This is a genomic window from Xenorhabdus santafensis, from assembly GCF_033949405.1.
Taxonomy (GTDB): domain Bacteria; phylum Pseudomonadota; class Gammaproteobacteria; order Enterobacterales; family Enterobacteriaceae; genus Xenorhabdus; species Xenorhabdus santafensis.
This window is the reverse complement of record NZ_VCDN01000064.1, coordinates 112,766-135,519: the sequence shown is the minus strand read 5'-3', so window position 1 is coordinate 135,519 and position 22,754 is coordinate 112,766. Positions and strand designations below refer to the sequence as shown.

Annotated in this window: 22 protein-coding genes; 16 read left to right on the top strand and 6 right to left on the bottom strand. The window is 42.1% G+C overall.

Annotation, left to right across the window (positions count from 1 at the left end; all coding sequences use genetic code 11):
- Nucleotides 1–231: 231 nt before the first annotated feature.
- Together FE392_RS15635 and FE392_RS15630 are read left to right on the top strand one after the other, a co-directional pair.
- A complete protein-coding gene (locus tag FE392_RS15635; protein WP_319931139.1) occupies nucleotides 232–969 on the top strand; it encodes a cyclase family protein in 738 nt (245 codons plus the stop codon).
- Nucleotides 970–1,299: 330 nt separating this feature from the next.
- The gene (locus tag FE392_RS15630; RefSeq protein ID WP_319931138.1) at nucleotides 1,300–2,835 is read left to right on the top strand and encodes a hypothetical protein; all 1,536 of its coding nucleotides are present in this window, start codon (nucleotides 1,300–1,302) and stop codon (nucleotides 2,833–2,835) included.
- Nucleotides 2,836–3,038: 203 nt separating this feature from the next.
- Here FE392_RS15630 and FE392_RS15625 read toward each other — a convergent pair whose 3' ends face one another.
- The 3 genes from FE392_RS15625 to fliE all read right to left on the bottom strand — a co-directional run bounded on the left by FE392_RS15625 (nucleotide 3,039) and on the right by fliE (nucleotide 5,239).
- Entirely contained in the window at nucleotides 3,039–3,836 is a 798-nt protein-coding gene (locus FE392_RS15625; RefSeq protein ID WP_319931137.1) for an OB-fold protein, read from the bottom strand.
- 171 nt (nucleotides 3,837–4,007) lie between these two features.
- A complete protein-coding gene (locus FE392_RS15620) occupies nucleotides 4,008–4,343 on the bottom strand; it encodes a hypothetical protein (RefSeq protein WP_319931136.1) in 336 nt (111 codons plus the stop codon).
- 584 nt (nucleotides 4,344–4,927) lie between these two features.
- A complete protein-coding gene (gene fliE, locus FE392_RS15615; protein WP_319931135.1) occupies nucleotides 4,928–5,239 on the bottom strand; it encodes a flagellar hook-basal body complex protein FliE in 312 nt (103 codons plus the stop codon).
- Nucleotides 5,240–5,522: 283 nt separating this feature from the next.
- On the opposite strand from fliE, the gene fliF reads away from it, so the two are divergent.
- The 13 genes from fliF (at nucleotide 5,523) to fliR (ending at nucleotide 16,882) form a co-directional block, all read left to right on the top strand.
- Nucleotides 5,523–7,220, top strand: coding sequence for a flagellar basal-body MS-ring/collar protein FliF (gene fliF, locus FE392_RS15610; RefSeq protein ID WP_319931134.1), 1,698 nt, complete (start codon nucleotides 5,523–5,525; stop codon nucleotides 7,218–7,220).
- Nucleotides 7,217–8,209, top strand: a complete 993-nt coding sequence (gene fliG, locus FE392_RS15605) for a flagellar motor switch protein FliG (protein ID WP_319931133.1) — start codon at nucleotides 7,217–7,219, stop codon at nucleotides 8,207–8,209. The genes fliF and fliG overlap by 4 nt, the downstream gene beginning before the upstream one ends.
- Entirely contained in the window at nucleotides 8,202–8,906 is a 705-nt protein-coding gene (gene fliH / locus FE392_RS15600; RefSeq protein WP_319931132.1) for a flagellar assembly protein FliH, read from the top strand. Before fliG ends, fliH begins: the two co-directional genes overlap by 8 nt.
- The gene (gene fliI / locus FE392_RS15595; RefSeq protein WP_319931131.1) at nucleotides 8,906–10,270 is read left to right on the top strand and encodes a flagellar protein export ATPase FliI; all 1,365 of its coding nucleotides are present in this window, start codon (nucleotides 8,906–8,908) and stop codon (nucleotides 10,268–10,270) included. The genes fliH and fliI overlap by 1 nt, the downstream gene beginning before the upstream one ends.
- 59 nt (nucleotides 10,271–10,329) lie before the next feature.
- Entirely contained in the window at nucleotides 10,330–10,776 is a 447-nt protein-coding gene (fliJ, locus tag FE392_RS15590) for a flagellar export protein FliJ (RefSeq protein ID WP_319931130.1), read from the top strand.
- Nucleotides 10,773–12,191, top strand: coding sequence for a flagellar hook-length control protein FliK (locus FE392_RS15585; RefSeq protein ID WP_319931129.1), 1,419 nt, complete (start codon nucleotides 10,773–10,775; stop codon nucleotides 12,189–12,191). The genes fliJ and FE392_RS15585 overlap by 4 nt, the downstream gene beginning before the upstream one ends.
- Nucleotides 12,192–12,408: 217 nt before the next feature.
- Nucleotides 12,409–12,885, top strand: a complete 477-nt coding sequence (fliL, locus tag FE392_RS15580) for a flagellar basal body-associated protein FliL (RefSeq protein ID WP_319931128.1) — start codon at nucleotides 12,409–12,411, stop codon at nucleotides 12,883–12,885.
- A gap of 5 nt (nucleotides 12,886–12,890) precedes the next feature.
- On the top strand, nucleotides 12,891–13,898 hold the full coding sequence (gene fliM, locus FE392_RS15575) for a flagellar motor switch protein FliM (protein WP_092511712.1): 1,008 nt from the start codon (nucleotides 12,891–12,893) through the stop codon (nucleotides 13,896–13,898).
- On the top strand, nucleotides 13,891–14,298 hold the full coding sequence (fliN, locus tag FE392_RS15570; protein ID WP_092511710.1) for a flagellar motor switch protein FliN: 408 nt from the start codon (nucleotides 13,891–13,893) through the stop codon (nucleotides 14,296–14,298). The genes fliM and fliN overlap by 8 nt, the downstream gene beginning before the upstream one ends.
- Before the next feature lie 2 nt (nucleotides 14,299–14,300).
- On the top strand, nucleotides 14,301–14,879 hold the full coding sequence (fliO, locus tag FE392_RS15565) for a flagellar biosynthetic protein FliO (RefSeq protein ID WP_439153497.1): 579 nt from the start codon (nucleotides 14,301–14,303) through the stop codon (nucleotides 14,877–14,879).
- On the top strand, nucleotides 14,869–15,636 hold the full coding sequence (gene fliP, locus FE392_RS15560) for a flagellar type III secretion system pore protein FliP (protein WP_500692696.1): 768 nt from the start codon (nucleotides 14,869–14,871) through the stop codon (nucleotides 15,634–15,636). The genes fliO and fliP overlap by 11 nt, the downstream gene beginning before the upstream one ends.
- 191 nt (nucleotides 15,637–15,827) lie before the next feature.
- On the top strand, nucleotides 15,828–16,097 hold the full coding sequence (gene fliQ, locus FE392_RS15555) for a flagellar biosynthesis protein FliQ (protein ID WP_319931127.1): 270 nt from the start codon (nucleotides 15,828–15,830) through the stop codon (nucleotides 16,095–16,097).
- A 2-nt stretch (nucleotides 16,098–16,099) separates the two neighbouring features.
- Nucleotides 16,100–16,882 carry a flagellar biosynthetic protein FliR gene (gene fliR, locus FE392_RS15550; RefSeq protein WP_319931126.1) on the top strand — a complete coding sequence of 261 codons (783 nt, stop codon included), beginning with the start codon at nucleotides 16,100–16,102 and terminating at the stop codon, nucleotides 16,880–16,882.
- Nucleotides 16,883–17,179: 297 nt separating this feature from the next.
- On the opposite strand, the gene budC is transcribed toward fliR, so the two are convergent.
- Entirely contained in the window at nucleotides 17,180–17,938 is a 759-nt protein-coding gene (budC, locus tag FE392_RS15545; protein ID WP_319931125.1) for a meso-2,3-butanediol dehydrogenase, read from the bottom strand.
- A gap of 857 nt (nucleotides 17,939–18,795) precedes the next feature.
- On the opposite strand from budC, the gene speD reads away from it, so the two are divergent.
- A complete protein-coding gene (gene speD / locus FE392_RS15540) occupies nucleotides 18,796–20,301 on the top strand; it encodes an adenosylmethionine decarboxylase (protein WP_319931124.1) in 1,506 nt (501 codons plus the stop codon).
- Between the two features lie 170 nt (nucleotides 20,302–20,471).
- Here the strand turns inward: speD and FE392_RS15535 are convergent, their stop codons facing one another.
- Nucleotides 20,472–21,536, bottom strand: coding sequence for a fatty acid desaturase (locus FE392_RS15535; RefSeq protein ID WP_319931123.1), 1,065 nt, complete (start codon nucleotides 21,534–21,536; stop codon nucleotides 20,472–20,474).
- Nucleotides 21,537–21,644: 108 nt separating this feature from the next.
- Complete coding sequence (locus tag FE392_RS15530) at nucleotides 21,645–22,730, bottom strand: saccharopine dehydrogenase family protein (RefSeq protein ID WP_319931122.1); 1,086 nt, start codon at nucleotides 22,728–22,730, stop codon at nucleotides 21,645–21,647.
- Nucleotides 22,731–22,754: the final 24 nt, after the last annotated feature.

Genomic DNA, 22,754 nt, shown 5'->3' with positions numbered 1-22,754 from the left:
CTTTCCTTCCCCTGCTCGATAACAATGATGAAGCTCTCTCCAGACTTTATAGATTGTTGATAAACGCATTGCGCACAGGGAACGATAAATATTTAATCACAAAAACCTATACACAAAGGATTTCAAATTGCATCGCGGCGGCAAAGGGGAGCATCGCTAACTATGTGACCGGAGTTAACGAGTGGCAAGGAGGTAGTTTGAAAGACGAAGTGTATACACAATGAGGTGCTTATGACAAACGACATCCAGCAAGCATTCACCATGCTAAAATCCAAAAAATGGATCGATCTCACTCACAGTTTTGACCAAGACTCTCCCCATTTTTTTATGTTCAATCCCGCAGAATTTAAAACACTCTTTGATTACAAAGATGGATTTTTTGCCCAACAATTCACCTTTACCGGGCAATATGGCACACATATTGACGCCCCCTGCCATTTCGTCCCAGACACCCGTTCTCTTGATCAGCTCGAATTGAAAGAGCTGGTATTGCCTTTGATCGTGATTGATCAGTCGGAAAGAGCAAAACGCGATCCCAACTTCTCATTATCTAAAGCCGATATTCTTCAATTTGAAGCTGAACATGGCATCATCGAGGCAGATACTTTTGTTGCCTTAAGAACAGACTGGAGTAAACGTTGGCCCTCTCAGGAAAAAATGAGCAATAAAGATACACAAGGTAATAACCAAACCCCTGGATGGGGAATTGATGCCTTAAAATTTTTATTTGAAGAACGAAAAATCAAGGCAATCGGGCATGAAACCTTTGATACTGATTCAGCAAAAGATGCGAGACAAAATAAAGCGTTATTAAGTGAATATTATGTTTTGGCGCAAGACACCTACCAAATAGAACTATTAACCAATCTGGATCAAGTACCCACACGTGGAGCAGTGATATTCAATATCGTCGCTACACCTAAAAATGCATCAGGATTCCCGGTACGTTCCTTTGCAGTAATTCCGTGATTGATAGCTTCGTTTTCATTTTCGAAAGACTCTACAATTCTGTCATTTTTCAAGTTGCAGCTTTGAGAGCTGCATCTTGAAACCCATTGGATATAGCTTCTTTTGGCAACCATATAATTTTACCAACAATAATAAAATTAAGAAAATATTTTCTTGAATGATGAAAAACAATTATTAGCTGATAATTACTTTTCATTGTACAAAATAATAAACTTAATTTAACCTGCTTTCGTTCATTTATTTTAATGCGTTTAATTTAAACAGCAGTCAAATAGTAGTGGTTTACTTTTTATTTTTAATACAGTTACTAAAAATATAAGGAATAATATTATGCCCAAACCGCCAACGATTAAACAAAGTTTAACTGTTGATTTTCAAGGCACTGATATTTTTCAAGGTTCAAGTGTTTTTATAACAGTTACTTACACTGGAGATAGCAACCATAAAGTGACTACAGATAGCAATATTACACTTGCAATTAACCCAGAAAATACAAATGTGGAAATAAGCAGTTATCAGGATGATAAAAGAAAACCAGTTATCGATACTACTGGCAATAAAATGGTCATGTTTTTCATATTTAAAATAAATAAATCTCAAAACAATTCTGATGTTGTATTAACCTTTGGGACTAATATTGCTGGTACTTCTACTCACACCATTACTTGTAAACAACATCAATATACAAAACAAGATGTGGATATAAAATCTTTAGTTCCTATAATAATAGGCAATACTATTATTGAGGATTTCTCTCCGGCACCAGATGAACAAACTCCTGATAAGGCCATAAATGCAAATTTGCATGTAGTAATATATCCAAGAGATAATAAAGGCAATGTACTAAAACATTGTCAAATTCCATTGCATGTAGAAGGTATAGAATATACTCGCTTATATAATGGAACTACTAAAATTTTTCCTTTCAATGAACAAATGTATTTTGTGAATACCGATGGTGATGGAAATCTTGATATTAGATTTTTTGCAAAAAAAATGACGGATGATTATGCAAGAAAAATAGTTATCTCTAATACTATCTATGATAATGCAATCCCAATACAAAAAAAGGCATTATTTATTACAGAAAATGTTTTACCATCAGATGGTCTAGGCGCTCCTATCATTACAAATATGGATGGAAATGAAGTACCTCCTGCAGAAAGTAATAAAAATGCTACTTTTGATGCTATGATACCTAAATCTGCATTGCTCGATACAAATGATTGCATCTATATTATGAGCGATTTAAATAATAAAAAGCCTATGTTATGTACATCTGATAAATATGGCAATAGAAACTCTCAAGATATACCCTTTGAAATTCCTTACGAGCTTTTCATTCCTTCTCAGTACAACTCTTTATATTATTATGTTTTTACTCCTAGACAAGATATTTATAGATCAAAGAATTTAATTTTTAAGTTAGGTGGAGATCCAAATAGTTATAGACCACCATCAGGAAACTTAGAAATGCCCACAATTTTAGATTATTCGGGAAGTCAAATTGACGATTTTTTTATTTTTGGTATAGATTCTCTTGGAACAGGAATAACTTGTGTTATCCCTGTCGGAAGCACACACGAAGCCAAAGCTGGTGATGTTGTTGAGTGTTTTATAGATATAATTACTTATGATCCAGATACGGGAGAGCTAAATATTAATCCTACACTAATACAATCAGTAACGGTCCAATCGGCTGATAAACACATTAAAATCCCCATTGGATCTAATTTTCTGAAGGGTTTCGGTGTAGATAGTGATGGTGATCCAACACCTTTATATATTTATTATAAAGTTAATCAGGAAAAATATTCACAGAATTGGCAAGGGTTTCTTGATACCGTTTCGTTAGATTTTAATTAATATTTACTTTATTCATTTATGATAACAGCCCCTTTTAAAAACCTATTCCCTTCATAAGGTGGGAATGGGTTTGTTGATGCCAATATAATGCAAAGTAAAAAGCACAGGCTGAAAAACCTGTGCTTTAATATAAAAAATATTTTACTGAGCCAATCTATTCAATAAAATAATAAAGGCTGCATTCCAAAACGGAACTCTCAGATTTACTGTTTTGGCTCAGAATTCAAACCCAACTTTTCAGTCAGTTCTTTTATTTCTGCGTTATTTTCCAGCTTGTCGTTGCCGTATTTATTAATGCTTGCAGACAGGCATTTTACATCTGTCACTTTACAGGTTTTAAAATCATCCGTTGCGATAGAAGCTGCTTTAGCAAACAAGATCATGTTCTTGTCATCTTCTGTTGCCTTACTTGGGTTTTTCAGAGTCTTGTTCATCGATAATACTAATTTATCAACTAACTGATCTTCAGCGACTGAAACCGGAACGCAATCACCTACGGTTGGGGAACCAATAATGACACTTTCACCCACACATGCGTAAGTCACTTTTTGGTTTCGATCTAGGTCAGCAGCAAGATCTCTGTATTTCCGGTCAAAGTTAACGTGAACTTTATTGAACATATCACCAGTTTTTAAAGTCACAACCGGAATATCACCAAAACTTGAATCGATAGTATCAACAACGCCTGTGATGATAATTTGCTTGCCCTTATAGGTCTTATCCCCTCTTGCCTCATTGCTGGCATATGTTCTCTGCATGTCTCTCGCAGAGACAACTACGTAATCTGTATTTAGTTTTGAATTGCCGTTGCTGAAACCCATGTTCACATCTGAGCGAATGATGTTTTTAACAACATTTAATTCATTTTCAGTTAATTTAATTGCACTTTTGCTGCTACTAGAGGAAGAGCTTTCTGTTGAGTTTTCATCTTTACCAGCAATAATGCCGATGATGATAAGAACAACAAAGATTATTCCTACCCATTTCAATACTTTTTTCATTTAAATACTCATTTATATTAATTTAGTTAATAAACTTGGCAAGGCATAGCATTTAAATATCACACGGTAAATGCTATTAATTTTTATATATTCGTCGTACTTCAAGATGTCTTTATATTTATGTTCTCCCCGTGGCGCGGGGAGAACATAGGCTGTTTCTTGCCAGTCAACTTACGCGTTTGACTTATTCTGGGCTTTTTTCTTCAAGATTTTTGCGAGAATAATTGCCAGCACGAAAAGAGCAATGTGGAAACCAACATAGAAACCATAAAGCCCGACGCCATCATCTCCATCATTGACCATAGAAGCAGCGGTAGCCACAATGCTTGGCGACAGGAAAGCGGTATTGATGATGTTAATGCCAAAAGTTATGCCTGATAATGTCGGGCTCTTATAAAATGCAATAAGAGCCAAAACACTACAGAACATAGCAATAAATACCCCACCCACTGGGATGAATATAGATAATGCAGCAAATATAAGAGCAATAATGGCTAATGCTTTCATGGTAAAACTCCCTGAATAATGTGCCAAGATGTTCAGAACCCACCACATGAGACTGGGGTAATTCCCGATATTACGGATATTAAATACCCCATCATCTTGGCAATGTTAATTTTATGTTTTATTTTTACTTGCTTTATGTAAAGCAACTTATTTGTAATTGTGGCAGTGATCCTGAATTCGCCAAAAATGATATTTTTTTATTTTGTTCATGTCAAAAATATCTAACCTTCTTTGGTGCCAATTAACCATATAAAACAAATGGTTACACGTACCATATTTAGGAAGTAATATTAAAATAAAACAAACTTATAAAATATTAAGCGGGAATTTAAGATAAGTAACAATAATAACCTATACAAAGTACAACTAATTTTTTCCACTCTCTGATTCATCATCATTTTAATGGAATTTTTCTAAATTATACTTAATTCATCCTTAATACATTCACCAAATAAATGAATTAATAAATTTTTAAATACAGACGGAGAATATTGTTATTATATTATCAATAGGTAATTACATTAAAATATCCATCCATCACAATCAGTTAACTAAATATAGGTTAATAAAGGCCATTTAATTAATTACACTTGCATATTCATGATTTCGTGATAAGCGCTAACCAGTTTATTCCTGACCTGAATACCCATTTGCAGAGAGATGTTCGATTTCTGCATATTTACCATCACATCATTGAGTTCCACGCCCGGGACTCCCAACGTGAAATCTTGTGCCTGCTTGACTGCTCCCAAGCGAGTTTGGTTTATTTTTTCAACAGCCGCAGTTAGTTGGCTGGCAAACCCTCCCTTTACTGGCATCGGCTTGGCCGTATTGGCTGCCTGTAATGCCTGAACCTGCATTTGTTGCAGTACACCTTCAATTGCCTGAATTGACATAAAAACCTCGCGTTAAATCACCCTATTGATTACGTGATTAAGTGCCATATTAGCCGTGGGCTGGTTGGCAGTTTTCCACGCTGCCACCGTAACATAGCCCCTCCAAACTAAAGCGGCTAATTGAAGTAAAAATTCAAAGCTTATTGTGCCATTAAAAGAGGTGTTAACAGCGAATAATGATGGAATTAATAATAGGAAGAATCTTTTCGCTTGCGTATGGGGAGTCTGTTTTGTTACGCCACGCTTTTAGTATTCATGTTGACCAGCAAGGCAAGGATCGTCTATGAGTGCAACAAACGACGTTGAAAACCAAAATAAAGGTTTCAGCGCTATTATCAGCAGGATAAAAGCTGATCCAAAAGTTCCGTTATTAGTTGCTGGCTCTGCTGCCATCGCTATCTTCGTCGCCCTATTCCTCTGGATGCGCAGCCCCGATTATCGGGTGCTTTACAGCAATCTGAGTGATAAGGATGGTGGTGAAATCGTCACGCAATTAACCCAAATGAATGTTCCTTACCGTTTTGCCGAAAATGGTTCTGCCATCATGATCCCTACCGATAAGGTTCATGAAACCCGGCTGAAACTGGCACAACAAGGACTGCCTAAAGGGGGAGCAGCAGGATTTGAACTACTGGATAAAGAAAAGTTCGGCATCAGCCAATTCAGTGAGCAGGTAAATTACCAGCGAGCACTGGAAGGCGAGCTGGCACGCACGGTCGAATCACTCGGCCCTGTTCAAAGCGCCCGCGTTCATCTGGCCATGCCTAAACCTTCTTTGTTCGTTCGTGAGCAGAAAGCGCCATCAGCGTCCGTTACTGTCGGATTACTGCAAGGCCGCGTTCTTGATGAAGGGCAAATCAATGCCATTGTGCATATGGTTTCAAGCAGTGTTGCCGGTTTGCCGGCAGGTAACGTCACTATTGTGGATCAATCAGGACGTCTGCTGACACAAGCCGATTCCACGGGTCGCGATTTGAATACCACCCAGTTGAAATACACGCAGGAAGTGGAAAATCGTTTCCAGCATCGCATTGAAACTATACTGGCTCCTGTAGTCGGTCGCGGCAATGTACATGCTCAGGTAACAGCTCAAATCGACTTCTCCCGTCGTGAAGAAACTGCGGAAGAGTACAAACCTAACCAACCCCCCAATCAGGCAGCCGTTCGTTCAAAACAGAGCAGTTCCAGCGAGCAAAGTGGCGGGCCATTGGTAGGCGGCGTACCCGGTGCATTGTCAAACCAGCCAAATGCAGCACCCAGTGCCCCGATTGAAAAACCTAACGCCAAAGAAAACGCCAGCGATAAATCTGAACAGCCACGCAATGCTAGAAATAATAGCTATGAACGCATGGTGAGCAACAATCGCAATAATCGTTATGATGAAACCACTAACTATGAAGTGGATCGCACCATTCGCCATACTCAGTTACAGGCTGGTGCGGTGGAACGTCTTTCGGTTGCGGTTGTTATCAACTATGCCACCATTCAGGGAGAAGAAGGCCCTGAAACAAAAGCGCTGACACCAGAACAATTGGCACAGATAGAAGCATTGACCCGTGAAGCAATGGGCTTCTCTACTGCGCGTGGCGATAGCCTGAACGTAGTGAATACTCCGTTCAATAACACCAGTGAAGTCATAGAAACTCTGCCAATCTGGCAGCACCCTGTTCTGTTGGAAAAACTGTGGGATGCGGGCCGTTGGTTACTGCTGGCACTGGTTGCATGGTTGCTGTGGCGTAAGATGATCGTTCCACAAATAGCCAGAAAACGTGCCGCAGAAAAAGCCGCACTGGAAGCGCAGAAAAAACAGCAGAATAAGCAGACTGAAAACAATGCTGAAATGGATGAAAAAATGCGCCGTAAGATGGCTCGCCAACGAGTCAATGCTGAACTTCAAAGCCAGCGTATCCGTGAACTTGCAGAAAAAGATCCTCGCGTCGTCGCGCTGGTGATCCGTCAATGGATGAGTAACGAACAATGAGCCTGACCGGAACAGAAAGAAGTGCCGTCATGTTAATGACCCTGGGAGAAGATCAGGCGGCCGAGGTGTTCAAGCACCTGAATTCCCGGGAAGTGCAACAACTGAGTATTGCAATGGCGGGGATGAGACAAGTCTCCAATCAGCAACTGGTTGAAGTACTGGCGGAGTTTGAAGAAGATGCGGGGCAGTATGCTGCCCTCAGCATCAACGCCAATGACTACCTGCGCAGCGTACTTGTTAAAGCCTTGGGTGAAGAAAGAGCTTCCAGCCTGCTTGAGGATATTCTTGAATCCCGTGATACCACGACGGGCATCGAAACCCTTAACTTTATGGAACCACAAATGGCAGCAGATATGATCCGCGATGAACATCCGCAGATCATCGCTACCATTCTGGTTCACCTGAACCGTGGTCAGGCTGCCGATATTCTGGCGCTGTTCGATGATCGCCTGCGCAATGATGTCATGCTGCGTATCGCCACCTTTGGTGGTGTACAGCCTGCCGCTCTGGCTGAATTGACGGAAGTGCTGAATAACCTGTTGGATGGCCAAAACCTGAAACGCAGCAAAATGGGTGGTGTTCGTACTGCGGCAGAAATCATTAACTTGATGAAAAGCCAGCAGGAAGAAAGCGTCATTGATGCGGTTCGTGTTTACGATGGCGAATTGGCCCAGAAAATCATTGATGAAATGTTCCTGTTCGAAAACCTTATTGGTGTGGACGACCGCAGCATTCAACGCCTGCTGCAAGAAATCACTACCGATTCCCTGCTTATTGCATTGAAGGGTTGCGATCAGGCATTGCGCGATCACTTCCTCAACAATATGTCGCAGCGTGCTGCTGAAATCATGCGTGATGATTTGGCAAGCCGTGGCCCTGTGCGTATGTCTCAGGTGGAAGCAGAACAGAAAGCCATCCTGCTTGTGGTGCGTCGCTTAGCGGAAAGCGGCGAAATGATCCTGAATGGCGGTGACGATACCTATGTCTGATAAGTCGAATAATGGAAATTGGCAGCCTTGGCAGCCAAATGAATTGACTCAGTGGGAAACTCTGGGGGTAAAACTGGACTCAATGGATGAGGAACAGGAGCCCACTGAACAAGAGCTTCTTTTAAAACAGGCAAAAATGCTGGACGAGCTGAAAGAACAGGCTCGTCTGGCCGGCCATGCGCAAGGTTTTGCCGAAGGCCAGGCGAAAGGTTATGAGCAAGGCATTCAGGAAGGTCGTCAGGCCGGAATGGAGCAAGGCTTGCAAGAATCCAGCCAACAGCAGCAAGTTATTATCGAAAAATGGAAAGCATTACTGGCAGATTTCAGCCATTCAATGGATGGTCTGGATACCGTTATTGCTTCACGCTTGATGCAGCTTTCATTGACCGCAGCTCACCATATTCTGGGGCAGCCTGCGGTTTGTGATGGCACTGCCCTGCTGAACCAGATACGTGAATTTATCCAGCAAGAACCGATGTTCAGTGGCAAGCCTCAATTGCGTGTCCATCCACAAGATATTCCCTTAGTTGAACAACAACTGGGGGAAATATTGACCCTGCATAACTGGCGTTTGATCGCGGACAATAAATTGCATCCGGGTGGCTGTAAAATCAGTTCAGACGAAGGTGACTTGGACGCCAGTTTAGCCACACGCTGGCATGAAATGTGCCGGCTGGTAGCATCGGGAGAATTGTGATGACAGCAAGACTTGGACGCTGGCTGGCAAATTTGGATTCATTGGAAAAACGTCTGGAAAAAACACCCAGAGTGCGCCGTTACGGCCGCCTGACCCGCGCGACAGGCTTAGTGATGGAAGCTACTGGCTTGCATATGCCTCTTGGCGCGACCTGCTTTATCGAACGCCAGAATGGCAACACGATTGAAGAAGTTGAAAGTGAAGTTGTTGGTTTCAATGGCGAAAAAATGTTGTTGATGCCAATGGAAGAGCTGGAAGGCATTGTGCCGGGTGCCCGCGTCTATACCCGTTCTTATGGCGAAGAAACCGGAGGCGGACGTCGTCTGCCTCTGGGGCCTGAACTGCTTGGCCGGGTTCTGGATGGTGCTGGCCGCCCTCTTGATGGTTTCCCCGCACCCGATACAGGCTACCGCGCTCCCCTGACGACTGCCCCAATCAACCCCCTGCAACGAACGCCCATTAGCAGTGTGCTGGATGTTGGCGTCCGGGCCATCAATTCCCTCTTGACCGTTGGTCGTGGGCAGCGCATGGGATTATTCGCGGGTTCGGGCGTGGGTAAAAGTGTCCTGCTCGGCATGATGGCGCGTTATACCCAAGCGGATGTTATCGTCGTCGGGCTAATCGGTGAGCGTGGCCGGGAAGTCAAAGACTTTATCGAAAATATCTTGGGAACCGAAGGGCTGTCTCGTTCTGTTGTTGTCGCGGCTCCCGCTGACGTTTCACCGCTCTTGCGGATGCAGGGAGCGTCTTATGCCACTCGCATTGCCGAAGATTTTCGCGATCGCGGCAAGCATGTTCTATTGATCATGGATTCCCTGACCCGTTACAGCATGGCACAACGTGAAATTGCTCTGGCGATCGGTGAACCGCCGGCAACCAAGGGCTATCCCCCTTCCGTCTTTGCCAAGTTACCGGCCCTGGTAGAAAGGGCGGGCAATGGCGTCAGTGATGGCGGCTCAATTACTGCGTTTTATACCGTGCTGACAGAAGGTGATGACCAGCAAGATCCCATCGCTGACTCTGCGCGAGCCATTCTGGACGGTCACATTGTATTGTCACGTTCATTGGCTGAATCCGGGCACTACCCTGCCATTGATATTGAAGCATCCATCAGTCGCGCAATGACATCCCTGATTGACAGCGATCATTACCGCCGGGTACAGCATTTTAAACAACTGCTTTCCAGCTATCAGCGCAACCGGGATTTGATCAATGTTGGCGCCTATGCAGCAGGCAGTGATCCTCTGCTGGACAGAGCCATCGAACTTTATCCTCACATAGCCCAGTTCCTGCAACAAGGCATTGATGAGCGCAGTGAATATGACGCGGCCTGTACCCAGCTTCAACAATTATTGCCGACATAACTATTGCCGACATGATGTTTTGCCTATGAGCATTTTTCCGGAGAATAACGAGGAAATACATGCAACAACACTCCCCTATAGTGACTTTGCGTGAACTTGCCCAAGATGCGGCTGAGAAAGCCGCATTGCAACTGGCTCAGATTCGGCAAAGTCACCAACAAATGGAGCAACAATTGACGGCGCTAATGAATTATCAGGATGAATATCGTACCCGTTTAAATGACACTCTCAGCAATGGAATGTCCAGCTCAACCTGGCAAAACTATCAGCAGTTCATGAAAACGCTGGAAATGGCAATTGAACAGCACAAATTGCAGCTCGAACAATGGAAAAAACGGCTTGAGCAAGCCATGTCACAGTGGCAGGAAAAACAGCAGCGTCTGAATGCTTTCGACACACTGCAACAGCGGGCGGAGCATACATTGAAGTTACACCAAAATCGCATGGAGCAAAAACAAATGGACGAGTACGCACAACGTGGTGCACAACGGAGAATGAAACAATGAATCTCACTCTTTTGCCTACTGATTTAAAATTCACGGATAAAGGCACGGGAAAAAATCCGTCAACTTTGAATGATCCCGTGAGCGGTAACCATCCTTCTAAATTTGGGCAACTTCTCAATGCAGAAACAGCCTCTATGCAGAAATCTGCAACTCAGGCAGAGGGTCACCGTTCGAGAGAGGAAAAATCTGCCACAGACAGAACAACCGCGGATAAAACAGTCGAAAGTGGCTCAGCGAAATCGCCGGATAACGCGGCAGCTGGCGGTAAATTGCAGGCCGGGGACGATTCGCAAGGTGAGAAAGCTGAATTTACAGTATTAAAGGATGATGAACTTCTGTCTGCTGACGCATTAAGTGCGATGATCCCAATTCAAATTGCCGGATTGGTCAATCCCCATGCAAGTGCTGCCGGCTCTTCTGTGGCGGCAGATGACGCAATGGACAATGAATTACTGGCAGCCGGATTGCCGGATGGGGAAGAAGCTGCCACTGATGCCTTGTCAGGTAAAAACGCTAAAGATATCCGACTGACGGCAGCCGATCTTGCTGAACACGCTAACGCTAATGAATTGGATGAAGATACCGGCAGCGATACCAATGCTGCATTGAAATCCGGCAATGGAAAAGCAACACTCACCGCCAACAAAGCGGAATATGACACTACCTTGCAAAGCAACGCCATCTCTAAAAGTGCATCCTTGAATGGCGCGGCCTTGAACAAAACACCTTCCAGTAATGCTTCCTTAGATAATTCGTTATTAAATAAAGCATCAGTAAACAGCAAAGAGCTAAGCCAGCTCCAGGCTGCGGTTCAGAACCCATCGGGATTGACGGCTGCCACTATTGAAACAGCTTCCATTGACTCACCGGTGATCCCCACAGCAACTCCCCTGCTTTCAGGCGGGCATCAACCCGTGGGACAGTTCCAGTTAGGCGGTACAACGTCACCTTTGCTCAGTGCCCACCTTGGCAGCGAAGAGTGGCAACAACAGCTCAATCAGCATGTGCTGTTTTTTAACCGGAATGGACTGCAACAAGCTGAACTTCGCTTACATCCCCAAGAACTGGGCGCATTGCATATCCGCATGAGCGTTGAAGACAATCAGGCACAATTACATTTCGTTTCCGCCCATCAACATGTCCGTACGGCTTTGGAAGCAGCATTGCCGGGCTTGCGTCATGCTCTGGCGGAAAATGGCATTCAATTGGCCCAAAGCAGCGTCAACAGCGATGCTCAGGGAAGTTGGCAACAAGAGCAGCATGCCAATAATCAGACCAGCAGCCATGCTACTTCCCGTGCTGGTGTTCCTGTTGCGGCTGCCGAAGCAGGAGCCACGGCTTCCCCGGCATCAACCATCAGAATGACACCTCAACAACTCGCCTCAACCCGGGGAGGTGTTGATACGTTTGCTTAATAATCCACCTGACTATTCGCCTAATTTCAATATGCACTGGAATAAAACGAAAGCTGGCCGATAACAAACGTGTGAGTTAATGGTTTTTTCCCCGTTTGTTCCTGCCATTGCCGGAACAAAGACGCGGGATAATTGATATCGATTTTGATGGATAAGGAGTTCCGCCACGGAATGCACGGAAACTTATCCGCAACGGAAAACAGGAATTTGTCTGTCCATGTCTGATTATAGCTACGAGCATAAACGCACAAATCCAATTTGGATGATACTGTTAATACTGATTGCTGTCCTTGGTGCTGCCATCGGAGGGTATAGCTGGTGGGCAATGAACCAATCAGCCAATAACAGTACAGCAAAAAACAAAGTCATTGATGCCCCCGTATTCATGACTCTGGAGCCTTTTACCGTCAATCTGATCGACAACGAAGAGCACTTCGATCGTGTTCTCTACGTTGGCGTCACTTTGCGTCTGTCTGACGAAAAAACCCGTCAGCGTTTCCATGATTATCTGCCCGAAGTTCGTAGCCGTATGCTGCTGCTGTTATCTCGCCAGAAAGCGGCAGATCTCGCAAAAGATGATGGCAAAATGCATTTAGTGGCAGAAATCAAACAGACATTACACCCGACACTAATACCCGGTGAGCCGAATCAGGATATCACCGATGTGTTGTTTACCACGTTTATTCTGCGATAATCACAATGAGTGACAATATTCTTTCACAGGCAGAGATCGACGCTCTGCTCAATGGTGACAGTGCCTCTGCGGATGACGTAGAACAAACTGCGTCTGGGGAGAATGAGGTTCGCCCTTACGACCCCAATACTCAGCGCCGTGTTGTACGCGAACGTTTGCAGTCACTGGAAATCATCAATGAACGTTTTGCCCGCCAATTCAGGATGGGGTTGTTTAACATGCTGCGCCGCAGTCCGGATATTACGGTCGGCGCCATCAAGATTCAGCCGTATCACGAATTTGCCCGCAATCTGGCCGTACCAACCAACCTCAATTTGGTTCACCTGAAACCATTGCGAGGCACTGCCCTGTTCGCTTTTGAGCCGAATCTGGTCTATATCGCCGTTGATAACTTGTTTGGCGGTGATGGCCGTTTCCCGACAAAAGTGGAAGGCCGGGAATTTACCTATACCGAGCAGCGGATCATCAACCGGATGCTGAAGCTGGCGCTGGACGCTTACCGTGACGCCTGGGATTCTATTTTTAAAATAGATGTGGAATACGTGCGTTCAGAAATGCAGGTGAAATTCACCAACATCACGACGTCCCCGAACGACATCGTGGTTACCACGCCGTTCCAGGTGGAAATTGGTGCATTGACCGGCGAATTCAACATCTGTATTCCGTTTGCCATGATTGAACCCCTGCGTGAACTTCTGACCAACCCACCGGTGGAAAATGCCCGTCAGGAAGACAACCAATGGCGAGACATACTGGTGAAACAAGTTCAACACTCAGAATTAGAGCTGGTAGCGAACTTCGCCGATATTCCCCTGCGATTGTCCAAGATCCTCGAACTCAAACGCGGCGATGTTTTGCCGATTGATAAACCTGAACGCCTAATTGTTCATGTTGACGGTGTGCCTGTGCTCACCAGCCAATATGGAACACTAAACGGGCAATATGCCCTGCGTGTTGAACATTTGATTAACCCTGTTTTAACTGCTCTGGATGAGGAAAAGCCCAATGAGTGATGCTAAACAACCCGCAGCTGCCAGCTCGACTGAAGATATGTGGGCAGAAGCGCTGGAACAACAGGCCGCACAGCAAACCTCTAACGGCGGCGCATCAATATTTGAAAATCTGGAACCGCAGGATGCGTTATCCCAGATTTCCGATATTGATCTGATCATGGATATTCCCGTTAAACTTTCTGTTGAGTTAGGTCGCACCAAAATGACCATCAAACAGCTACTGAAACTGTCACAAGGCTCAGTGGTTACCCTTGATGGCTTGGCTGGTGAGCCGTTGGATATTCTTATCAACGGCTATTTGATAGCACAAGGTGAAGTGGTTGTTGTATCTGATAAATACGGTATCCGTATCACAGATATCATCACTCCTTCTGAACGCATGCGTCGTTTGAGTCGTTAACTATGATGGCGAACCAGCCTTCCCCTTATGCTTCTTTTCAACGTGGTACGGCATCTGATGCCGTACCCGTTAACACAGCAGACAGCAATACTTTTAATAAGTCCAACCATGATTTCAACGCGTCTTCGCATACTGGCCCAGGAAATACGCTTTCAACGTCTTCCGCCAATATGCTTAAACCAGCAGACAATAATCCCCCTCTCCCTGCCAGCCAGACATTGATGCAAGTCAGCAGCGCATTGGGTGGCGTTTTATTGCTGATTTTCTTCATTACATGGCTAGTCCGCCGTCTGGGGCTTGCGCCTGCCAAAAACCACCGATTGTCAAAAAAACATCGGTTGCTAAATGTTAAGGCAAGTTGCTCCCTTGGCCCAAAAGAGCGGGTAGTTGTAGTAGAAATCGAAGATAACTGGCTGGTACTGGGTGTGACATCCCAGCAGATCAATATGCTGCACCAAATGCCTGCACCACCGGAGAGCGAGGAAAAGGATACCGTGCTCAAGGTGCCATCATTTGGCCAGATGTTAAAAAACACACTCCAGAGAAAAAATAAGAACAACAAGGACGATGATGAAAAGTAGAGTTTTTGTTATGACAGCATTACGTTTGACAACATTGCTTATGGCATTCTTATTGCCTCTGTTCCCTATGAACGCCGCTGCCGAATTGCCTGGCATCATCAGCCAACCTTTATCCAATGGCGGACAAAGTTGGTCATTGCCGGTACAAACCCTAATTTTCATCACCGCGCTGGGTTTTATCCCTGCCGCATTGCTGATGATGACGAGCTTTACCCGAATTATCATCGTACTGGGCTTACTGCGCAACGCACTGGGAACGCCTTCCGCGCCCCCCAACCAAGTTATGCTGGGTTTGGCGCTGTTCATGACTTTTTTCATCATGGCGCCTGTTTTCGATAAGGTTTACCAAAATGCATACCTGCCCTACAGTGAAGACAAGATCACGCTGGAGTCCGCACTGGATAAGGGAGCGCAACCTTTACGCCAATTTATGTTGCGCCAGACACGGGAAAATGATCTGGCTTTATTCGCCCGGCTGGCAGATCAGGAAGCATTTGAAACCGCAGATTCCGTTCCGATGCGTGTTCTGGTTCCTGCATTCATCACCAGCGAATTGAAAACCGCGTTCCAGATTGGTTTTACCCTTTTCATTCCATTTTTAATTATTGATCTGGTTGTTGCCAGTGTCTTGATGGCATTAGGGATGATGATGGTTCCTCCCGCTACCATATCACTGCCATTCAAACTGATGTTGTTTGTTTTGGTGGATGGCTGGCAATTATTGCTTGGCTCGTTAGCACAGAGTTTTTATGTCTGATATATCCTGCGGCTTTCAAATTACTCCCTTGTTGGCTGGGCAAATTCGTTTCCGACGAATTTGTCATTTCCCTGCCACTTCGATACAACTTGAAACCCATTGGAGACAGGCAACTTTTGCTTAACGTGAGATTTTATTAAGAACAGACAACAAGTTATTGACAACAAACAACAAAGCGGTTTGAAAAAATTATGACTCCAGAATCGGTAATGGCCCTCGGTGTCGAGGCGATGAAAGTGGCATTGGCATTGGCTGCACCACTCCTTTTATCAGCCTTAATATGTGGCTTGATTATCAGCCTATTGCAAGCGGCAACTCAGATAAACGAGATGACATTATCGTTTATCCCGAAAATTCTGGCCGTTGTCGTTACTATCGTTGTCGCGGGGCCGTGGATGCTGAATCTGCTACTGGATTACATGCGCACACTGTTTAGCAGCATTCCTTCCATTATCGGTTAACCATGATCCCGTTTGACAGTGAAACCCTCTCCCGCCTTGTCAGTGATTTTTTCTGGCCTTTGGTGCGTCTATTGGCGTTATTCAGCATAGCGCCGATTTTCAGTGAGAAACAGATGCCGATAAAAGTCCGGATCGGTCTGGCATTAATGATCACCGCCCTGTTGGTTCCAAATATTCCATCTCCCCAGATCCCTATTTTCTCTGTTGCCGGCATTTGGGTGCTGATACAGCAAATATTGATCGGGGTAGCATTGGGGTTGACCATACAAATCGCCTTTGCGGTGGTACGCCATGCCGGTGAAGTGCTCGGGTTGCAGATGGGGCTGTCGTTTGCCACCTTCTTCGATCCTACCGGCGGCCCGAACATGCCTATTTTGTCCCGTATTCTGAATATGCTGATGATGCTGCTGTTTCTGGCATTTGATGGGCACTTATGGTTGATCTCTATCCTTGCCGATACGTTTTATACCATCCCTGTTCAAGTGGCCCAATTGAATCCGAAAGGCTTCCTGATGTTGGCCCAGAGCGCCAGTCTGATTTTTGTCAACGGCATGATGCTGGCTATGCCCATGATTACCTTGCTGCTGATCTTGAACTTTTCCTTGGGCATTCTGAACCGAATGACACCTCAGCTTTCTGTGTTCGTGGTTGGTTTTCCATTAACCCTGACGGTGGGCATTTTCACACTTTCCCTGCTCATTCCGATGCTGGTGCCATTTACAGAACGGCTGTTCGGGGAGATTTTCGATCGACTGGTAGTGATCATTAGTGAATTAGTGTTATAGGCATTGCTTTTGTCGTTTTAAAACACAATCTCTGTGCTGACTTCACCCAAACTATCCTCCCGCCGACACCCAGACGGGAGTCTACTTCATACCTATACCCGTCGTCCTTCAAGTTGCCTCTTTGTTGGCTTCGTTCATTCACTCCGGTCACCTTTTTATAAACATACGGTTATCTATGCCCCGGAGGTTATGAGAGGCTCCTGCCTCTCGACCTTTGGCGGTTCAAATTCGTTCCCGACGAATTTGTCATTCCCTTGCCGCCGCGACGCATCTTGAAATCCATAGGGTATACAGCATTTAATTAAAATTTGGCTGCCCATTGGAAGCGCTTACACCACCATCTATCGGTAAATTCACGCCATTAATGAAACTGGCATCATCACTTGCCAAAAATGCAATGCCGGCTGCCACTTCAGCAGGTTGGCCCGCCCTGATCATCGGTATCCTGTCATCAAATAGCTTTAAGGTTTCATCGTCAAAACGCGCAACCATTGGTGTTTTCACCAGACTTGGGCATACCGCATTGACGCGAACCCCTTGTGAGCCATAATCCAGCGCCATAGCGCGGGTTAAATTAACAACCGCCCCTTTGGCTGCACAATAATGTGCTCCTCCCCAGTCACCTCCCAAACCTGATACAGAGGCATTATTGACAATAGAACCTTTGCTTTTCAGCAAATGCGGCAACGCAAAATAGCTACAATTGATGACGCCATTCAGATTCGTCGCCAATACATCATTGCCATCTTTCTCAGTAACACTCAGCAAATCGCCAACAACGTATAATCCTGAATTATTCACCAAAATATCTATCCGGCCAAAATGCCTGACAGTTTCTTCAACCATATTCTTGGCTGATTCTCTGTCCGCAACATCAGTCTGAATCACCAAGACTTGATCCGATGATAATTCACTGCGTACACGCTGGAGTTTATCTGTATCCCGCCCAGCCAGGACGACGATAGCCCCTTCTTGTGAAAAGCGTTTTGCTGTAGCCTCTCCAATACCACTTCCTGCACCAGTAATAATGACTACTTTATCTTTAAATCTCATCATGTTGATATCCTCATTAGCCTAATAAATTATTGGTTCGTCTAATAAGTACAATTTCTAAAAAAAGTCGGCGGCTATAAAAAGTATCTTTCTCTTCAAAGAAACGAATAATATTATCGCTATATAACCAACTGACCGGAATAGAAAGATATCAGATTTTTAGCCTGAGAAAAGCCTGTTTTTCCGGGCAATGTCAAAGTTACTTAATAAAAAGCCATCAACTATTAGTTGAAAATGAAAATAATATCGGAAAGCAAATAAACCTCCCCTTAAATAGGCCAGTTAAATGTTGCACCCTTCTATTTTACCAAACAACCTGAATAAAAATTGTTGCTTATCATTATAATTAAACTTGAAGATAACGTATTTTCAGTTATCGTAAAGCAACAAAAAATCCCTATTAACAATAAAAAATAAGACTACAATAATTTATAATCCACATTGCATCCCTAAGACACAATAATATTAAGTTAAAAAAAGTCGCTCCAGATATTTTCTATTCAGAAAAAGATAAACAATAACGGCTTACACAAAATTTAGGTTCTACAGCGCCAATATGATAACTCAAAGGTACTATAACCATAGTTACAATTTAATGCATTACTTCCAAAATCACCTATTATGTTTCCATAGGTTATTATTACAAACTTAATAACAACTAGTTGAAAATTATCAGGCACTATATAATGTTAAATTATATCAATCACCCATCAGTTTTATAACATTTATGGGAAGAAATAAATGGTAGAATTTGGAAAGTGTGGTAAAGGCAGATTCGAATATAAAATGGGTATACGAAGATATAGCCCTGAATAATAATTGCATGAATAAATTATAAAAATATGTAAAAAGAGATTACGATGAATATACTAAACATTATTAAAAACAACATGAATTTGTCACACCCCGTTGAAGTGCTGGAAACATTACTGATACGCTTATATTTATATGATAGTAAGTCAAACAAAGACCTTTCATTAAAAAGCAATTTACCTATCCCTATAATATCTGCATTTAAAAAAGAATTAATAAAATATAACTTTGCAGAAAATAAAGGGGTTTTTAAATTGAACCCCACAGGCGTAAAATACGTTAAAAATGAGCTGGAATATAAATCAATAGATACCAATAAATATAATCTGCTCTCTTCTAATGAGAAACAAGAAGAGTTTAAAAATGAATTATTCGTTTTACTGGAACCCATCTATAACAACAGACCACAAGTCAACGTTTTATTAGACCAAGCTCATGCAACAGTAGAGACGTCAATAAACAGAGTCATGTTATTACTTAATAACCCACGCGTATTTAAACAAAACATTCTTTTCTTAGGCGATGATGATTTAACCTCTATAGCCTTAATGATGGCCTTTAAAAAACTCGGGCATGCCTCCTCAAGAAATATCTTTGTTAAAGATATAGATCAAGATCTATTGTCGTTTATTCAAGAGGTCGCGAAACAAAATGATTTTGTTATTAATACAGAATACTTAGATCTAAAATGCGCTAATGTCTACCACAAAGATTTTGACATTATTTGGACAGATCCCCCATATACGCTAAGTGGGTTAAAATTATTTTTATCCCGTGCAATCAGTTTAGCCAAAAATGATAACAGTGAGATATTACTTTCATTTGGTCAGAAAAAGCCAATGGAAAACCAAGAAGTACAACGATTGATCAATAGTCAAAACCTTCTTATCAAGAATATTTATCCACAATTCAATAAATATCATGGCGGAAGTATCATCAGTAATGTCAGTGACTTATATGTTCTTGCTGTGACACCAATCACTTATCCAATCATTTCAGGAAAAAGCGACTACTCAGATAAAATATACACCGGGGAATTAAATCCTCGTGTGAAATTTTACCAATGTAAATCATGCAATAACATGATAACCATTGGACACGGAAAAGATATATTAACGATAGAACAACTTATCGAGGCCACATGTGATAAGTGTCATGGCAATAAATTTCAATATCGTGGTCAAGAGAAAGTCAATTCATCGACGAACGTCAACCAACTTGGCATGCACATCATTGTCGATATGAAAGATTGTAATGATGAAATATTGAAATCAGTAACAGATATTGAAAAAATCATGCTTGAGGTTGCCCAAAAGTTTGAGTTAAACGTTGTTACTCATAACTTCCATCAATTCGAACCTTGGGGCGTCAGTGGTGCACTAATATTGGCTGAATCACATTTTACGATCCACACATGGCCAGAGTATCATTATGCAGCACTAGATTTATTTGTTTGTAGTGAATTCAAACATCAAGACGCGTTCATAGAAGAACTACGCTTGCAACTTAATGCTCAGGAATATGAGTATAAAATCCTCCAGAGAGGGATTTAGTTTTTAGCGTCAGGAAAAGACCTAAAACCTTATTACAGAATAACTGATTGTTAATCAACCAAACGTGAAAGGCAATCAGTTATAAAACAATAGACGCACCTAGGCTTTGTGAGAAAAAAATAAAGGGCCTTGAATGCCCTCATTAAAAGATAGTTTTATATATTACCGATTCAAACAGAAAGCAGATATTTTGCAAAACTGCCATTTTGATGATTTTTTCTGAATTTTCGATACTTCGAAGCATAACTCAGCATCGTTTCTTGATGCAGATATTGACGGATAAATACGCCTCCCCATAAATCATCCCAAGTTTGATAATTTGGATCATTGAGTAGGTATATGTGCGCTTTTTTGATATTCCAATGAGGGATGCCTGGATACAAATGATGCACTAAATGATAATTATCATAATGCCTGCCAAACAAAAAACGTTCCCACCAAACCCCCTTGGTGTTTCTTGTAAGCAATAATGCTTCTTTTTCAGATGCAGGAAGAGGATAATGTTCAGCGATACCAATAATCCATCCAATAGCAACTGTGACCGTGAGTAATGGCACGATCCAAAACAAAATAAAATACACAAACACACCAAAATAAATAATAACTGAAAGAATAACTACCCAATAAATAACAAATGCCAGTGCTTCTTTATTACTTTTATCCTTTTTATTTTTAATTTCATTTATGATTTTATTTTTCCTTGTTTTTATTGCATCTTTTATTACATAATGCATGAATTTTAAAGTTCTATATCCTGAAATGGTTAATAATATATTTTGTATAAAAAAAGTTTTATCATCCTGATTAAAATCATATAACCCATTATCTATATGAAACTTAAGATCAGGATCTTTTTCAGGATTACCCAAGTGTGCGTGATGATACCTGACATGAGGGTCTTTATAAGTACTAAGCAAATGAAAGACTAAATGCCCAGTTAAAAAAGTACCACCAATATAATTTATAAATTTATTTTTGGCTAGAACATGATGAGAAGAATAATGTAATATATTAGTAAATGCCCGTTGTGTTGAACCTATCATAAGTAAAGAGAGGGGATAAAACCAAAAACTTACTTCAACACTTAAATATATCGCTATTATTATGACAAGATAATCTTTTGAAATTGCAAACACCCAGTGGTAATTATCTAATTTCCTTAATTCTCGTAAGCTAGAAACAACGTTACGTGATATATTAAAATGGCTATTCAAACTTATTTCAGACAATGACATTATTATCTACTCTCCTGATGTTTTTAACATAAATAAAAAATAAATTTGGAAAAATATAAATAAATTATAAGGTAATTATGCCTAAAACCGTAATGCCATCAAAAAGGGCTACTTTACAATTTCATTGACTTCATCAAGGCAAACGCCTTCTGACTGCAATAATTCTTTAAGTTTTTGAACACATACAAACGCCTCTCCTACCATAAAAACATTTGGTTGATCATTTTGAATATGCTCAGCCAATTGCATAATTAAAGCGGAGGCGCCGGTTGCTGTTAAATGAGCCTGCCCTTTCGGATCTTTAATATGAAGAGTACACTGCCTTTGATTCCCTTTTTCATCAATGCCATGAACATCAACTCGAATTTGATGTTGATCACCAGCGCCGGGATGATAAAAAATTTTCTTACGTAATTTCTTGAAAAAATCACCAGATATCAATTTCCATATGCCACTCTTTATAATAAAAGCTAAAATGTTATTCGCCTTATGATTATTATAACCAATCCTAGTTGCAACAGTTTTCGCATGAGTTATAAGAGGTAAAGTAAATTGATCAGGCATATCCATACGGAAGACTTTATATTTATCACCATCACCAAATGAAATAATACGTTCATCAGAAAAAGGCAACACCTTCAGATATCTATTACTTTGCTTTACAATAAAGGGAATCGCAAGCCTGTCTAAATAATCAAATGAATCTGGGCCAGATTTATCCTGAGAAAAAGCCAATATACTGATATTAATACTTGTTACGCGCTTAAATGATTTACTCATATCATTGGCAAGTGCGGAAACAACACTTGCCATCCACGAGGAGGCAAAAATCATTGAGCTTTCATTTTGCATCGTCACAGCCTTACTCAGCGTAATCTGTAACCTTTCCGTCCAACGAGTAATATCGACATAAGCCATTCTGTTTTTATTGGCAAAATAAAACAAGCTATCTTGTGGATCATTAACGGTAGATAATATTACATCAACATTCAGCCCATCTGGCAAAACAATATTATCAATATCAAAAGCAATGCCCTTCCCATTTTGTAAACTTTTGGCTAGCTTCTTGGCCTTATTAACATCTCTTCCGGCAATGATTAATTCTAGATGAGGAGCGTACTGATTCAAAATCAGTGCAACCTGATGCCCAACAACACCATACCCTCCAACTAATAAAACAGATATTTTTTTCATTTAATAATCCTAAATAATATAATT

Coding starts and splice junctions, on each gene's coding strand:
- FE392_RS15635 (WP_319931139.1), top strand. CDS start 232: ATGACAAACGACATCCAGCAAGCATTCACCATGCTAAAATCCAAAAAA.
- FE392_RS15630 (WP_319931138.1), top strand. CDS start 1,300: ATGCCCAAACCGCCAACGATTAAACAAAGTTTAACTGTTGATTTTCAA.
- FE392_RS15625 (WP_319931137.1), bottom strand. CDS start 3,836: ATGAAAAAAGTATTGAAATGGGTAGGAATAATCTTTGTTGTTCTTATC.
- FE392_RS15620 (WP_319931136.1), bottom strand. CDS start 4,343: ATGAAAGCATTAGCCATTATTGCTCTTATATTTGCTGCATTATCTATA.
- fliE (WP_319931135.1), bottom strand. CDS start 5,239: ATGTCAATTCAGGCAATTGAAGGTGTACTGCAACAAATGCAGGTTCAG.
- fliF (WP_319931134.1), top strand. CDS start 5,523: ATGAGTGCAACAAACGACGTTGAAAACCAAAATAAAGGTTTCAGCGCT.
- fliG (WP_319931133.1), top strand. CDS start 7,217: ATGAGCCTGACCGGAACAGAAAGAAGTGCCGTCATGTTAATGACCCTG.
- fliH (WP_319931132.1), top strand. CDS start 8,202: ATGTCTGATAAGTCGAATAATGGAAATTGGCAGCCTTGGCAGCCAAAT.
- fliI (WP_319931131.1), top strand. CDS start 8,906: ATGACAGCAAGACTTGGACGCTGGCTGGCAAATTTGGATTCATTGGAA.
- fliJ (WP_319931130.1), top strand. CDS start 10,330: ATGCAACAACACTCCCCTATAGTGACTTTGCGTGAACTTGCCCAAGAT.
- FE392_RS15585 (WP_319931129.1), top strand. CDS start 10,773: ATGAATCTCACTCTTTTGCCTACTGATTTAAAATTCACGGATAAAGGC.
- fliL (WP_319931128.1), top strand. CDS start 12,409: ATGTCTGATTATAGCTACGAGCATAAACGCACAAATCCAATTTGGATG.
- fliM (WP_092511712.1), top strand. CDS start 12,891: ATGAGTGACAATATTCTTTCACAGGCAGAGATCGACGCTCTGCTCAAT.
- fliN (WP_092511710.1), top strand. CDS start 13,891: ATGAGTGATGCTAAACAACCCGCAGCTGCCAGCTCGACTGAAGATATG.
- fliO (WP_439153497.1), top strand. CDS start 14,301: ATGATGGCGAACCAGCCTTCCCCTTATGCTTCTTTTCAACGTGGTACG.
- fliP (WP_500692696.1), top strand. CDS start 14,869: ATGAAAAGTAGAGTTTTTGTTATGACAGCATTACGTTTGACAACATTG.
- fliQ (WP_319931127.1), top strand. CDS start 15,828: ATGACTCCAGAATCGGTAATGGCCCTCGGTGTCGAGGCGATGAAAGTG.
- fliR (WP_319931126.1), top strand. CDS start 16,100: ATGATCCCGTTTGACAGTGAAACCCTCTCCCGCCTTGTCAGTGATTTT.
- budC (WP_319931125.1), bottom strand. CDS start 17,938: ATGATGAGATTTAAAGATAAAGTAGTCATTATTACTGGTGCAGGAAGT.
- speD (WP_319931124.1), top strand. CDS start 18,796: ATGAATATACTAAACATTATTAAAAACAACATGAATTTGTCACACCCC.
- FE392_RS15535 (WP_319931123.1), bottom strand. CDS start 21,536: ATGTCATTGTCTGAAATAAGTTTGAATAGCCATTTTAATATATCACGT.
- FE392_RS15530 (WP_319931122.1), bottom strand. CDS start 22,730: ATGAAAAAAATATCTGTTTTATTAGTTGGAGGGTATGGTGTTGTTGGG.